Source organism: Paenalcaligenes sp. DL 309, assembly GCF_057475285.1.
Map to the genome: position 1 here is coordinate 201630 of NZ_JBYBKW010000003.1, position 12748 is coordinate 214377.

General features: G+C 45.0%; 17 protein-coding genes. 16 read left to right on the forward strand and 1 reads right to left on the reverse strand.

Features of this window, described 5'->3' with window-relative positions:
* Positions 1-20: 20 nt before the first annotated feature.
* A complete protein-coding gene (locus AC2UZJ_RS05700; RefSeq protein WP_486949157.1) occupies positions 21-863 on the reverse strand; it encodes an NUDIX hydrolase in 843 nt (280 codons plus the stop codon).
* A gap of 140 nt (positions 864-1003) precedes the next feature.
* On the opposite strand from AC2UZJ_RS05700, the gene AC2UZJ_RS05705 reads away from it, so the two are divergent.
* From AC2UZJ_RS05705 to AC2UZJ_RS05780, 16 genes are all read left to right on the forward strand, one after another.
* On the forward strand, positions 1004-1831 hold the full coding sequence (locus AC2UZJ_RS05705; protein ID WP_486949158.1) for an ABC transporter ATP-binding protein: 828 nt from the start codon (positions 1004-1006) through the stop codon (positions 1829-1831).
* Positions 1828-2616: a lipid asymmetry maintenance ABC transporter permease subunit MlaE gene (gene mlaE / locus AC2UZJ_RS05710; RefSeq protein ID WP_486949159.1), complete on the forward strand. Its 789-nt coding sequence runs from the start codon at positions 1828-1830 to the stop codon at positions 2614-2616. Before AC2UZJ_RS05705 ends, mlaE begins: the two co-directional genes overlap by 4 nt.
* Positions 2617-2632: 16 nt before the next feature.
* Entirely contained in the window at positions 2633-3088 is a 456-nt protein-coding gene (gene mlaD, locus AC2UZJ_RS05715) for an outer membrane lipid asymmetry maintenance protein MlaD (RefSeq protein WP_486949160.1), read from the forward strand.
* 29 nt (positions 3089-3117) lie between these two features.
* A complete protein-coding gene (locus AC2UZJ_RS05720; protein ID WP_486949161.1) occupies positions 3118-3936 on the forward strand; it encodes an MlaA family lipoprotein in 819 nt (272 codons plus the stop codon).
* A 9-nt stretch (positions 3937-3945) separates the two neighbouring features.
* Positions 3946-4596 carry an MlaC/ttg2D family ABC transporter substrate-binding protein gene (locus AC2UZJ_RS05725; RefSeq protein WP_486949162.1) on the forward strand — a complete coding sequence of 217 codons (651 nt, stop codon included), beginning with the start codon at positions 3946-3948 and terminating at the stop codon, positions 4594-4596.
* An 88-nt stretch (positions 4597-4684) separates the two neighbouring features.
* Entirely contained in the window at positions 4685-5452 is a 768-nt protein-coding gene (locus tag AC2UZJ_RS05730) for an ABC transporter ATP-binding protein (protein WP_486949163.1), read from the forward strand.
* Between the two features lie 83 nt (positions 5453-5535).
* Complete coding sequence (locus AC2UZJ_RS05735) at positions 5536-6294, forward strand: ABC transporter permease (RefSeq protein ID WP_486949276.1); 759 nt, start codon at positions 5536-5538, stop codon at positions 6292-6294.
* Between the two features lie 4 nt (positions 6295-6298).
* Complete coding sequence (locus AC2UZJ_RS05740; protein WP_486949164.1) at positions 6299-6535, forward strand: BolA family protein; 237 nt, start codon at positions 6299-6301, stop codon at positions 6533-6535.
* Positions 6536-6537: 2 nt separating this feature from the next.
* The gene (gene murA / locus AC2UZJ_RS05745; RefSeq protein ID WP_486949165.1) at positions 6538-7800 is read left to right on the forward strand and encodes a UDP-N-acetylglucosamine 1-carboxyvinyltransferase; all 1263 of its coding nucleotides are present in this window, start codon (positions 6538-6540) and stop codon (positions 7798-7800) included.
* Positions 7797-8489 carry an ATP phosphoribosyltransferase gene (gene hisG / locus AC2UZJ_RS05750; protein WP_486949166.1) on the forward strand — a complete coding sequence of 231 codons (693 nt, stop codon included), beginning with the start codon at positions 7797-7799 and terminating at the stop codon, positions 8487-8489. Before murA ends, hisG begins: the two co-directional genes overlap by 4 nt.
* 54 nt (positions 8490-8543) lie before the next feature.
* Entirely contained in the window at positions 8544-9848 is a 1305-nt protein-coding gene (hisD, locus tag AC2UZJ_RS05755) for a histidinol dehydrogenase (RefSeq protein ID WP_486949167.1), read from the forward strand.
* 15 nt (positions 9849-9863) lie between these two features.
* Positions 9864-10451 carry an imidazoleglycerol-phosphate dehydratase HisB gene (gene hisB / locus AC2UZJ_RS05760; protein WP_486949277.1) on the forward strand — a complete coding sequence of 196 codons (588 nt, stop codon included), beginning with the start codon at positions 9864-9866 and terminating at the stop codon, positions 10449-10451.
* Positions 10452-10475: 24 nt separating this feature from the next.
* Positions 10476-11216: a 1-(5-phosphoribosyl)-5-[(5-phosphoribosylamino)methylideneamino]imidazole-4-carboxamide isomerase gene (hisA, locus tag AC2UZJ_RS05765; protein WP_486949168.1), complete on the forward strand. Its 741-nt coding sequence runs from the start codon at positions 10476-10478 to the stop codon at positions 11214-11216.
* A gap of 5 nt (positions 11217-11221) precedes the next feature.
* Complete coding sequence (hisF, locus tag AC2UZJ_RS05770) at positions 11222-11998, forward strand: imidazole glycerol phosphate synthase subunit HisF (protein ID WP_486949169.1); 777 nt, start codon at positions 11222-11224, stop codon at positions 11996-11998.
* Entirely contained in the window at positions 11995-12405 is a 411-nt protein-coding gene (hisI, locus tag AC2UZJ_RS05775) for a phosphoribosyl-AMP cyclohydrolase (protein WP_486949170.1), read from the forward strand. The genes hisF and hisI overlap by 4 nt, the downstream gene beginning before the upstream one ends.
* Entirely contained in the window at positions 12405-12740 is a 336-nt protein-coding gene (locus tag AC2UZJ_RS05780) for a phosphoribosyl-ATP diphosphatase (RefSeq protein ID WP_486949171.1), read from the forward strand. The genes hisI and AC2UZJ_RS05780 overlap by 1 nt, the downstream gene beginning before the upstream one ends.
* Positions 12741-12748 lie beyond the last annotated feature (8 nt).

Here is a 12748-nt window from a genome sequence, read left to right on the forward strand (position 1 = left end):
AATATAACAATGTATTTACATTATGCCTGTTTTAGCCGTAAGCGCACACTATCGATAAGCACCATTTCCGCTTCTATTGTAAATACTCCGCTCTGTGCCATCTCCCACCATTCAGCAATAGAAAGTAAGCGCGTTTCACTCACTTCGCCATCTTGGTTTTGAGGAATTACGTCTTCACCCAATACACAATCGTTCACCAAAACGTTTTCTACTTGATAACCTTCTGGCAAGCGCCTATACATACGTAACAACATACGCATGGGTTCTAAATTTGCTAAATGCTTAGGTAACAAACCCGCTTCTTCTTCCGTTTCACGCAACAAAGACGTTTCTAAGGGTTCATTTGCTACTGCCAATCCGCCCACTAAGGTATCCCACATACCCGGGTCTGTGGGTTTATTATCAGCACGTTTAGCTACCCAAATCTTGCCATCAGCGCTCCAAGCATTCAGATGCACTGCCTGCGTTAATAACCCTAAGGGTCGCACTGCACCCCGCTCTATGGCTGCTACCTTTTGGCCTTCAGCCACTAAATCCAAGAGCTCATTTCGCCATGCCTTAACTAAGCCCGCTTCATTTAATCGCTCTGCAATATGCGCTAAAAAGGTATTTACAGTGTCACACGGCTGATCACACCACGCAATGTGCAGCGCCTCATCAGTGACTTTGACACCATTAATTTGGCTCAAACACGCTATGGCCTCAGGAGTAGCCCAGCCTGCTACACGCCCACAAACGGTAATAGGTTGGCTACCTACAGGGGGCAAATCTTGGGTGGCAGTCAGCAATTCTTTATAACGCTGATCTAAATCAGCCACTGAAGGCAACACAGGTAGTGAACTTTTAGTTATATTTTTCATCATAATGACTAGATTGTAGTGTAGTTTTTTAAAAATAGTGCCAAGAAAACATCTGTAAACAGCTAGTTTCACCTGCCAAAGCTTACTAATTAATACATACACGCTACAATACGACTTTATTCTATACCTGCCTATAACTGCTTATGAACACATCAGTCTCTACTTCCCCCTCTAATGTGCTGGAGTTTTCCAATGTTTCATTGGGGTATGGCGACTTCACAGTGCTCAAAAACATCAACATCAACGCCGCGCAGGGGCAAGTTGTAGCGCTTATGGGAGGATCTGGCTCCGGAAAAACCACATTATTGCGTGCAGCTACCGGTCAACTATTTCCTACTGCCGGCACACTCTCTATTTTTGGCCAAGATATAGCTTCATTGGACCGAGAGCAGCTACAACAATCGCGCCAACGTATGGGAGTTTTATTCCAACAAGGCGCCCTCTTTACCGATCTTAACGTATTTGAGAATGTGGCGTTCCCGCTGCGGGAGCACACGGATAAATCCGAGTCTGAAATCACTGCTATCGTACTTGAAAAGCTTGAGGCGGTGGGTTTACGGGCAGCTGCCCACTTACGTATTATTGAAATTTCAGGTGGCATGGCCAGACGGGTCGCTTTAGCCCGCGCCATTGTACTCGAGCCTGAGCTCATCCTTTATGATGAACCCTTTGCAGGCTTAGACCCCGTCTCTTTAGGTATCACAGCTCAGCTTATACGCGATTTAACTAACCGCTTAAACTGCGCTTCCGTTATTATTGCTCATGATGTGCCGGAAGCCTTTGCCATTGCTGACCATGTATACATAGTAGGGCAAGGTAAACTGATTGCCGAAGGCTCCCCAGATCAGCTATCTAAATCAGCAGATCCTTATGTGGATCAGTTTTTACATGGCAAAAAAGACGGCCCAATTGCATTTCACTATCCAGACACGCCAGCTTTTGAGGAATGGTTAGCCAAGCGAAACCCATGAACTTTATTACTGCACCTATATCAGCCATCGGCAAGTTTCTGCGCCAAAGCATTTACACCCTAGGGGCCTTTACCCGCCTGTTTATTGCTTTGATCTTAAGATCTAGTGTGATTTTCACTAGACCGCGTTTAGTCATCCAGCAAATTAACTTTATTGGTAATTACTCTTTACTGATCATCAGTATTTCAGGGCTTTTTGTAGGCTTTGTACTCGGTCTACAAGGCTATTACACCTTGACTCGCTATGGCTCTGAAGAGGCCCTAGGGTTATTAGTGGCCCTTTCTTTAGTAAGAGAGTTGGGACCGGTAGTCACGGCACTTTTGTTTGCAGGCCGCGCCGGCACCTCTTTAACTGCTGAGATTGGCCTGATGAAAGCCGGTGAACAAATCGCTGCTATGGAAGTCATGGCTGTTGATCCTATGCAACGCATACTCGTGCCACGCCTATGGGGTGGTATTATTGCCATGCCTATATTAGCTGCCATATTTTCTGCGGTAGGTATTATAGGGGGCTGGATTGTGGCTGTGCCCATGATTGGTGTAGACACGGGCTCTTTTTGGTCACAAATGCAAGACGGCGTAGATGTTTATAACGACATACTCAACGGCGTAATTAAAAGTGTGGTGTTTGGCTTTGTAGTTACCATGATCGCTCTCTACACAGGCTGGACTGCTAGAGCTACACCTGAAGGTGTATCCAAAGCCACTACTAGAACGGTTATTAGCGGCTCTTTAGCCGTGCTGGGGCTAGACTTCTTACTTACAGCCCTTATGTTCAGCAACTAATTTTGGAATAGTGATTATGTCAGATAATAAAAGTGATTTTTGGGTTGGGTTGTTTGTACTACTTGGTCTACTTGCCTTAGCCTTTTTAGCTTTACGTGCGGGTAATCTCAGTACTTTTTCTTTTGCTCCTACATACAAAGTAGAGGCCTCCTTTGATAACTTAGGCGGCTTAAAAGTACGCGCTCCTATTAAAAGCAGCGGTGTAGTAGTAGGTAGAGTGGTAGATATTAACTTTGACAACCACCAATTTGTTGCGAATGTGACTTTTGAGATTGATGAAAAATACAAATTCCCCGATGACAGCTCGGCCTCTATTTTGACTTCAGGCTTATTGGGTGAGCAATACATCGGTATTACTCCAGGCGGTGACGATAAAGACCTTGAAAATGGTAGTCGCATCCTCTACACACAAAGCGCAGTGGTATTAGAAGAGCTCATCAGCAAGTTTCTTTACAGCAAAGCCAGCGAATAACTTCTTACTTTAAAATCTGACCTTACCTAATGACACCTAAAACAAACCCAACATATGCACGCATCGGCCGTCTAGGGACTGCCGCTGCCACCCTTGCCTTTATTTCTGGCTGCGCTACAGTCACTCATCCCGATCCAAATGATCCGCTTGAAAGCTACAACCGCACGATGGACAAGATCAACTATAATGTTGATCAGGCGCTAATACTGCCCATTGCTAACACCTATAAAGCACTAACACCAAAACCAGCGCGTACCTGTATTAGTAATATGTTTAATAATGTGGGAGATGTCTGGTCGGCAACGAATAGTTTCTTACAAGGCCGCCCCCATGATTTCTTCAACACCTTAGGTCGCGTATTATTCAATACTACTATGGGTATAGGTGGTTGCTTTGATGTGGCCTCTAAAAATGGCTCTAAGCGTATTCGTAATGACCTTGGCACCACCTTAGGTGTGTGGGGTATAGGCTCAGGCCCTTACGTAGTTTTACCTATTATGGGCCCCAGTACCTTGCGTGATGGCACGGCTATGATTGGCGGCTTTGCCGCAGGATTTAGTGAAAGCACTCCTATCATGGCCATTAAAAATGTACCTGTGCGCAACTCAATCATGGGCTTGTACTTTGTTGATTTACGTACTGGCTTAATTGATGCTGAGAGCTTAGTGAATGATATCGCTATAGATAGATATAGCTTTATTCGTGATGCCTATTTACAGCGTCGTAATTCATTGTTAAATAGTAAATTACGTCATTTTGAAGACAACAGTTATGGTGATCTCCCTGATTACGAAGATTATGATGATTACGAAGATGATCTTCCCGTTTACGACGATCCAGAAAAATAAGGATTTCTTATGTATTTACCAGTAATAAAACGTCATGTAGCCTTTTTAGCTATTTTATTGATGTTTGGCTTTGCTAGTTTACAGCTACAGGCACAAAATATAGATGCCTCACAACATCCTGCAGAGTTCATTGAAAAAATCACTGCTCAGACCTTAGAGGTGGTTAAAGAAGATAAGGCAGCTCAAGCCGGTGATCGTGCGGCGATTGAGTCTTTAGTAGATCAATACGTACTGCCTTATGTAAATTTTGAAAAAACGACTCGCCTAGCTACAGGCCGTTACTGGCGTAACGCCTCTGAAAAACAGCGCTCAGACTTGGTGGAGGCCTTCAAAAGTACGTTAATACGCACTTATAGTGGTTCCCTAGATAATGTAAATAATTTATCTGCTATAAATGTAGGGCCCTTCCGTGGTGATCCTAAGGCTGATGATGTAGTGGTTCGCACTTTTATTACTCAAAAAAGCGGCCCTGAAGTTACAGTAGACTATCGCATGGAAAACACCCCTCAAGGGTGGAAAATTTACGATATAAACGTAGAAGGTATTTGGTTAATTCAAAATTACCGCAATCAATTTGCTCAAGTCATTAATCAACAAGGTTTTGACGGTTTAATTAAAACCTTACAAAGCCAAACGATGCCTGCTGATCAAAACACCTAAAACCTTAGCGATATCATTACGATTTCCGCTGTGTTAATTTATAATAGAAGTCTGGCTCATGGTGGGCCAGATTTTTATTGTGAGCCTCATGTCTGCAATTAAATTAGAAAACGTTTCAAAAATATTTCCTCCTGAAAAAAAGGGGCTCTTTAGCCAAGCTTCAGGTTCAGGATTTCAAGCCCTCAAAAACATCAACTTAAATGTTGATCACGGTGAGTTTTTTGGCTTACTTGGCCCCAACGGGGCGGGTAAAACCACCATGATTTCTATACTGGCAGGTTTGGCTAAGGCCACCACAGGTAAAGCTAGTATTTGTGGCTATGACGTCACTCAAGACTACAAAGAGTCCAGACGCGCCCTAGGCGTAGTACCTCAAGAAATCGTCTATGATCCATTTTTTACAGTACGCGAAACCTTGCGTTTACAATCCGGTTATTTCGGATTACGTAATAATGACGACTGGATTGATGAAATCCTACATAATTTAGGACTTTCAGATAAAGCCAATGAAAATATGCGTGCCTTATCAGGCGGCATGAAGCGTCGGGTGTTAGTAGCTCAAGCCTTGGTGCATAGACCACCTGTTATTATTTTAGATGAGCCCACAGCGGGTGTAGACGTGGATTTACGCCGCAGTTTATGGGAGTTTATTTCTCGTTTAAATAAAGAAGGTCATACTATTATGCTGACTACGCACTACATCGAAGAAGCTGAAGCCCTCTGCGGCCGTATTGCTATGCTTAAAGCAGGTGAAATTGTAGCCTTAGATACTACTGCTGCTTTATTAGAGCGAGTAGGCGGAGACGACCTCGAAGAGGCTTTTGTACGTATTATGCATGCAAATAAACCATCATGACTCAATCTGTAAAACAAGTGCAGGTGCCTGGTATAGACAAAACCACACCCACTAACCCCATTATTCAACAAGCACAGCCTCAAATGGGCTCCGGTTTCCCTACCTTATTCAAAAAGGAGCTAACTCGTTTCTATAAGGTAGGATTTCAAACCGTAGCTGCTCCGGTTATTACCGCTTTGCTATACCTATTAATTTTTGCTCAGGTATTAGAAGGCCGTGTACAGGTGTATGGCACTATCCCCTACACCTCCTTTTTAATTCCCGGTCTCATGATGATGAGTATGCTGCAAAACTCTTTTGCCAACCCATCCTCATCGTTGATACAAAGCCGTATTACGGGCAACCTAGTTTTTATATTGCTACCTCCTATTTCGCATAGAGAGATTTATTTTGCCTATATGCTGGCAGCGGTAACGCGTGGTTTAGTGGTAGGGCTTTGTATTGGTGTGGTGTCACTGTTTTTTGTGCGCTTACCCGTTCATAATCTGCTGTGGATAATTAGCTTTGCTCTGCTGTCTTGCGGTATTATGGGCTCTTTGGGCATTATTGGTGGATTGTGGTCTGAGAAATTTGATCAACTCGCTGCCTTTCAAAACTTTTTAATCATGCCTGCTACTTTTTTATCAGGTGTGTTTTACTCCATACATAACTTGCCGCCTTTCTGGCAAGCTGTGTCTCACTGGAACCCTCTTTTTTATACTATTGATGGTTTCAGACATGGCTTTTTTGGCATCTCAGACGCCTCCCCCTGGCTTAGTTTAGCCGTGGTGGGTTCGGTATTTGTGGTGCTTAGCCTTTTATCTTTACGCCTGCTTAAATCAGGTTATAAATTACGGAATTAATATTATGTTGCCGACACCCGAACTCGTACAAAAGTACATTGCCGACAACTTATCTTGCGAACATATAGAAGTGCAAGGCGACGGCTCTCACTTTGAAGCCATTATTGTCAGCCCTGCCTTTGAAGGCAAAAACCGCATTCAACGCCATAAAATTGTGTATGAAGCGCTAGGAGATCGCATGAAAAGTGAAATCCATGCCCTTTCCATGCGCACCCATACTCCCGAAGAATATAAGGCTTAGTAATGGATAAATTACGCATCACCGGTGGCCAGAAACTACACGGAGACATCACTATTTCTGGCGCCAAGAATGCGGCGTTGCCTATACTTTGTGCCAGCTTGCTTACGGCAGATAACGTGCAACTGCATAATGTGCCACGGCTACGTGATATAAAAACCGTATGCGAATTATTGCATCAGTTAGGGGTTAGCTCTGAGGTTGATGAGGAAAACATCACTCTAAACGCAGGCCAAGTCACCAGCCTAGAAGCCCCCTATGAGCTCGTCAAAACCATGCGCGCTTCGATTTTGGTCTTAGGACCGCTATTAGCGCGCTTTGGTGAGGCCCGAGTCAGCCTGCCTGGCGGTTGCGCTATAGGTCAACGCCCCGTAGATCAGCACATACAAGGTTTACGCGCCATGGGTGCTGAAATAGAGTTGGAGCATGGTTTTGTAGTGGCTAAAGCCAAACGCTTAAAAGGTGCCACCATACGCACCGATATGGTGACTGTTACCGGCACAGAAAATCTACTGATGGCTGCCACCTTAGCAGAAGGTGAAACCGTTTTAGAAAATGCAGCTCAAGAGCCTGAAATTGTTGATTTAGCCGAATTACTTATCAAAATGGGTGCCAAGATCTCGGGCCATGGCACTGAACGCATTGTTATCCGAGGAGTAGAAAAACTGCATGGCGCTACTCATGCCATCATGCCCGATCGTATTGAAACTGGTACGTTTTTATGTGCGGTAGGCGCCACAGGTGGTGATTTATATTTACGCAATACGGATGCTTCCATCTTAAGCTCCACCTTAGATAAGCTGCGTAAAGCCGGTATAGATATTGAATGTGGTGATAATTGGATACGGGGCCGTATGAATCAACGACCTCAATCTGTTAGTTTTAGTACTGCCGAACACCCCGGCTTCCCCACAGATATGCAAGCCCAGCTCATGGCCTTAAATACATTGGCAAATGGCACAGCAGTGGTAGTAGAAAACATCTTTGAAAACCGCTTCATGCATGTACAAGAGCTTATACGTCTGGGTGCTAAGATTGACACCGAAGGCAATACGGCTCATGTAAAAGGCGTAGATCAACTCTTTGGTGCCCGTGTTATGGCCACGGATTTACGCGCCTCAGCCAGTTTAGTTATTGCTGGCTTAGCTGCTGAAGGCAACACTATTATTGATCGTATCTATCACTTAGACCGCGGTTATGACCGCATGGAAAACAAACTTGCAGCTGTAGGTGCCAATATAGAGCGGCTGCAGCAGGAATCACTATGAGCCCCATCAGCCACAGCCAAAATAATCCTTTAACCCTAGCCCTATCTAAAGGACGCATCTTTGATGACACCTTGCCTCTGCTTAATGAGGCTGGCATAGAGGTTTTAGAAAGCCCTGAAACCTCACGTAAGTTAATTCTGCCCACCAACTCACCCGATATTCAAATTATTATTGTGCGGGCTACGGATGTGCCTACGTATGTGCAATACGGTGCGGCTCACATCGGTATTGCCGGTAAAGACGTGTTGTATGAGCATATGCAAGACCACCCCGGTGGCCTTTACCAGCCCGTGGATTTGAATATTGCCCGTTGCCGTATGTCGGTAGCCGTGCCCGAAGGCTTTGATTACCATAGCGCGGTAAAACAAGGCTCTAGATTGCGCATAGCCACAAAATACACGCGCGCTGCGCGGGAGCACTTTGCCAGTAAAGGGGTATATATTGACCTCATCAAATTATATGGCTCCATGGAGTTAGCTCCTTTAGTGGGCTTAGCGGATGCCATCGTAGACTTAGTTTCTACGGGTGGCACATTACGCGCAAACCGCTTGGTTGAAGTAGAAGAAATATCTCAAATTTCTTCACGTCTCATTATTAATCAGGCGGCCATGAAAACCCGCCCAGCACAGTTGCAACCCCTCATTGATGCTTTAATGCACGCTGCTATAGAACCAAAAAACCAAAACTAATCAATTCGATATACACTACTCGTATACGTATTGTTTTTTGGAATTTGCCTCGTTATGTCTGTAATTCGTCGTCTGCAGTCTGATACTGCCTGTTTCTCAGCTGATTTACGTCAGCTTTTAGCCTTTGAAGAAGCACAAGATACCTCCATAGAAAATGCCTGTAGAGAGATATTACAGGCCATTCGTCAGCGTGGTGATGAAGCCCTAGTTGAGTTCACGCAGCGTTTTGATGGGCTTAGTGTAGAGCATGCTGCAGACCTAGAAATTAGCCAAGACGAATTACAAAATGCCTTAAGCAATTTGCCTACAGCCCAACGTGAAGCCCTAGAAACAGCTGCACAGCGCATACGTCAATATCACGAGCATCAACGTGGCCAAAGCTGGACTTATACCGAAGAGGATGGCACGGTTTTAGGACAAAAAGTCACCCCTCTAGATCGCGTGGGTTTATATGTGCCAGGCGGTAAAGCGGCTTATCCCTCCTCAGTACTTATGAATGCTCTGCCAGCCAAAGTGGCTGGAGTGCAAGAGTTAATTATGGTAACCCCTACTCCCAATGGTGAGCGCAATCAGCTAGTATTAGCCGCTGCAGCCTTAAGTGGCGTAGATAAAGTGTATGCCATTGGTGGAGCTCAGGCTGTGGGCGCTTTAGCTTATGGAACTGAAAGCATCCAACCGGTAGATAAAATAGTGGGTCCGGGTAATGCCTACGTAGCGGAAGCAAAACGCCGGGTTTTTGGTACAGTGGGTATAGATATGATTGCCGGCCCCAGTGAGATTCTTGTTATTTCTGATGGCAGCGCCCCCGCTGAGTGGATAGCCATGGATTTGTTTTCTCAAGCTGAGCACGATGAGTTGGCCCAATCTATTTTACTCTGCCCTAACGCCGAATACTTAGATGCTGTTGAACATGCCATAGAAGAATTACTGCCCACCATGCCACGTGCTGATATTATTCGTAAAAGCTTGGCTGACCGAGGTGCTCTTATCTTAGTGAAGGATTTAACTGAAGCCTGTGAAATTGCTAATTTCATTGCACCTGAGCACTTAGAAATCTCCACAGTTAACCCTGAAATCTGGCTAGAGCACATTCGCCACGCCGGTGCTATTTTCCTTGGGCATTACAGCTCAGAGTCTTTAGGTGATTACTGCGCTGGCCCCAATCATGTTTTACCCACTTCTCGCACTGCGCGTTTTTCATCCCCGTTGGGCGTATATGACTTTCAAAAACGCAGCAGTATTATTCAGGTATCACAAGCAGGCGCTCAAACATTGGGCCCCATTGCCGCTACATTAGCCAGAGGCGAAGGGCTTTATGCACACGCCGCTAGTGCTGAATACCGTATACAAAACACTTAAATTATTATTATGACTATGCGTACCGCTGATGTAACACGTAATACTAGCGAAACCAAAATTCGAGTTTCCATTAACCTAGATGGCACTGGCCGTAAAAACTTAAATAGTGGCGTGCCTTTCTTAGACCATATGCTGGATCAAATTGCCCGTCATGGCATGATAGATTTAGAAGTGCACTGTGATGGCGATACACATATAGATGATCACCACACAGTTGAAGACATTGGTATTACCCTAGGCCAGGCCGTGGCCCAAGCCATTGGTGATAAAGCAGGTGTACGTCGGTATGGTCATGCTTATGTACCTATGGATGAAGCGCTATCACGAGTAGCTATAGACTTTTCTGGCCGTCCTGGTTTGTTTTATTTTGTTGATTTCACCCGTGCCCGTATTGGCAACTTTGATGTAGATTTAGCCCGCGAATTCTTTCAAGGCTTTGTCAATCATGCGAATGCTACGGTACACATTGATAACTTGCGTGGCGAGAATGCTCACCACCAATGCGAAACCATTTTCAAAGCGTTTGGTCGTGCAGTACGCATGGCGCTAGAGATGGACCCCCGCAATGAAAACGTAATCCCCTCCACTAAGGGTGTTCTTTAATTACTTTTTGCTTAAAACCACATCATGCTACTCATACCTGCCATTGACCTTAAAGACGGACACTGCGTGCGCTTACGCCAAGGTGTTTTAGACGATGTTACCGTATTTTCTGAAGACCCAGCCGCCATGGCTGAACAGTGGTTAAACCAAGGCGCGCGTCGTTTGCACTTGGTAGATCTCAATGGTGCCTTCGCTGGTAAACCCAAAAATAAAGCCGCTATCAAAGCCATTTTAAATGCCGTAGACAATGAAATTCCAGTACAAATCGGTGGAGGTATACGCGATTTAGACACTATTGAAACCTACCTAGACCTAGGCATTCGTTATGTCATTATTGGTACTGCAGCAGTCAAAACACCTGGATTTTTACGTGACGCTTGTAGTGCTTTCCCGGGTAGCATCATTGTAGGTTTAGATGCTAAAGATGGTAAGGTGGCCACAGATGGTTGGAGCAAAGTGTCAGGCCATGATGTATTAGATTTAGCGAAAAAATTTGAAGACTACGGCTGTGAATCTATTATTTACACTGATATTGGCCGTGACGGCATGCTCAATGGTGTAAATATTGACGCCACAGTACGTTTAGCTCAACACGTCAACATTCCCGTCATTGCTTCGGGTGGTGTAACCGATATTAAAGACATTCAAGCGCTCTGCGCAGTCAAAGACGAAGGCATTGAAGGTGTTATTTTAGGCCGTAGTATTTATGAAGGCACCTTAGATTTCGCAGAGGCACAAACGCTCGCTGATGAGCACGAAGGCTAAAAACCATGAACACAGACCAAATCTGCCGTATTATTCCTTGTTTAGACGTTACTGCGGGTCGCGTAGTAAAAGGGGTTAACTTCGTTGACTTAGTCGACGCCGGAGACCCTGTTGAAATTGCCCGTCGTTATGATGAACAAGGGGCAGACGAACTCACCCTTTTAGACATCACTGCTACCACTGAAAATCGTGATTTAATCTTGCCTATTATCACCAAAGTAGCAAAAAGTATCTCTATCCCTCTCACTGTAGGCGGTGGAGTACGTGAAGTATCTGATGTGCAGCGTCTTATAGACGCAGGTGCAAGTCGTGTTTCCATCAATAGCGCCGCCTTATCAAACCCTGATCTAATACGGGAGGCCAGTGAAAAATTTGGTAAACACAGCATTATTATTGCTATTGATGCCCGCTTAAGCTCAGCAGAAGGTGAGCCCAAGACGTGGGAAGTCTTAACCCATGGCGGTAAACGTGCTGCAGGTATAGACGCCATAGAGTGGGCTCAACGCGCTGAAAGCCTAGGAGCGGGGGAACTCTTAGTTACCAGCATGGATAAAGACGGGACGAAGTCTGGGTTTGATTTAGAGCTCACCCGTGCAGTGTCCGACGCCGTAAGTATTCCGGTTATTGCCTCAGGCGGTGTGGGCAGCTTACAAGACTTAGCCGATGGCGCCATCAAAGGTAAAGCGGCTGGCGTATTAGCTGCTAGTATTTTCCATTATGGTGAGCACACTATTGCTGAAGCCAAAGATTTTTTAGCCAAGCAAGGTATTAAGGTATTATGATTGCACTTGAATGGTTAGATTCTATCCATTTTGATGATAATGATCTCATACCTGCTATTGCTCAAGACCACAAAACAGACAAAGTCTTGATGGTAGCGTGGATGAATCCCGAAGCCTTAATGGAGACGGTTACCACTAAACGCGCAGTATATTGGTCCCGCTCCCGCCAACGCTTATGGCGTAAAGGCGAAGAATCTGGGCACTATCAATCTGTGAAAGATATTCACTTAGATTGTGATGCTGATGTAATTTTATTAACGGTAGAACAACACGGTGACATTGCTTGCCATACTGGCCGTAATAGTTGTTTTTATCAGCGCCTAAACACCACGGGTACCGCACCCACTTGGGAAGAATCCGAGCCTATTTTGAAAGATCCACGCTCTATTTACAAAAATACACCATAATGAATGCTGATTTAGTTTTAACCGAGCTAGTTGCCACCTTAAAATCTCGTCTCCCTAAGGCGGGTGGTGACCCAGATAGCTCTTATGTAGCTAAGTTATACGCCAAAGGCCCCGATGCTTTTTTGAAAAAAATTGGTGAGGAAGCCACAGAACTCGTGATGGCAGCCAAAGACGAAGATCATCAATCTATAATTAATGAAACGGCTGATCTCTGGTTTCACTCATTGGTAGCATTAACGTATTATGGCGTAGACCCTACTGAGGTGTTTGCCGAGCTAGCCAAACGCCAAGGTGTGTCAGGCTTAGTAGAAAAAGCAAGCCGGCCTAGCTCCTAATATGGCAC

Bases quoted from the DNA above. Each gene is read 5' to 3' on its own strand.
- AC2UZJ_RS05700 (WP_486949157.1), bottom strand. From the start codon at position 863: ATGATGAAAAATATAACTAAAAGTTCACTACCTGTGTTGCCTTCAGTG.
- AC2UZJ_RS05705 (WP_486949158.1), top strand. From the start codon at position 1,004: ATGAACACATCAGTCTCTACTTCCCCCTCTAATGTGCTGGAGTTTTCC.
- mlaE (WP_486949159.1), top strand. From the start codon at position 1,828: ATGAACTTTATTACTGCACCTATATCAGCCATCGGCAAGTTTCTGCGC.
- mlaD (WP_486949160.1), top strand. From the start codon at position 2,633: ATGTCAGATAATAAAAGTGATTTTTGGGTTGGGTTGTTTGTACTACTT.
- AC2UZJ_RS05720 (WP_486949161.1), top strand. From the start codon at position 3,118: ATGACACCTAAAACAAACCCAACATATGCACGCATCGGCCGTCTAGGG.
- AC2UZJ_RS05725 (WP_486949162.1), top strand. From the start codon at position 3,946: ATGTATTTACCAGTAATAAAACGTCATGTAGCCTTTTTAGCTATTTTA.
- AC2UZJ_RS05730 (WP_486949163.1), top strand. From the start codon at position 4,685: ATGTCTGCAATTAAATTAGAAAACGTTTCAAAAATATTTCCTCCTGAA.
- AC2UZJ_RS05735 (WP_486949276.1), top strand. From the start codon at position 5,536: ATGGGCTCCGGTTTCCCTACCTTATTCAAAAAGGAGCTAACTCGTTTC.
- AC2UZJ_RS05740 (WP_486949164.1), top strand. From the start codon at position 6,299: ATGTTGCCGACACCCGAACTCGTACAAAAGTACATTGCCGACAACTTA.
- murA (WP_486949165.1), top strand. From the start codon at position 6,538: ATGGATAAATTACGCATCACCGGTGGCCAGAAACTACACGGAGACATC.
- hisG (WP_486949166.1), top strand. From the start codon at position 7,797: ATGAGCCCCATCAGCCACAGCCAAAATAATCCTTTAACCCTAGCCCTA.
- hisD (WP_486949167.1), top strand. From the start codon at position 8,544: ATGTCTGTAATTCGTCGTCTGCAGTCTGATACTGCCTGTTTCTCAGCT.
- hisB (WP_486949277.1), top strand. From the start codon at position 9,864: ATGCGTACCGCTGATGTAACACGTAATACTAGCGAAACCAAAATTCGA.
- hisA (WP_486949168.1), top strand. From the start codon at position 10,476: ATGCTACTCATACCTGCCATTGACCTTAAAGACGGACACTGCGTGCGC.
- hisF (WP_486949169.1), top strand. From the start codon at position 11,222: ATGAACACAGACCAAATCTGCCGTATTATTCCTTGTTTAGACGTTACT.
- hisI (WP_486949170.1), top strand. From the start codon at position 11,995: ATGATTGCACTTGAATGGTTAGATTCTATCCATTTTGATGATAATGAT.
- AC2UZJ_RS05780 (WP_486949171.1), top strand. From the start codon at position 12,405: ATGAATGCTGATTTAGTTTTAACCGAGCTAGTTGCCACCTTAAAATCT.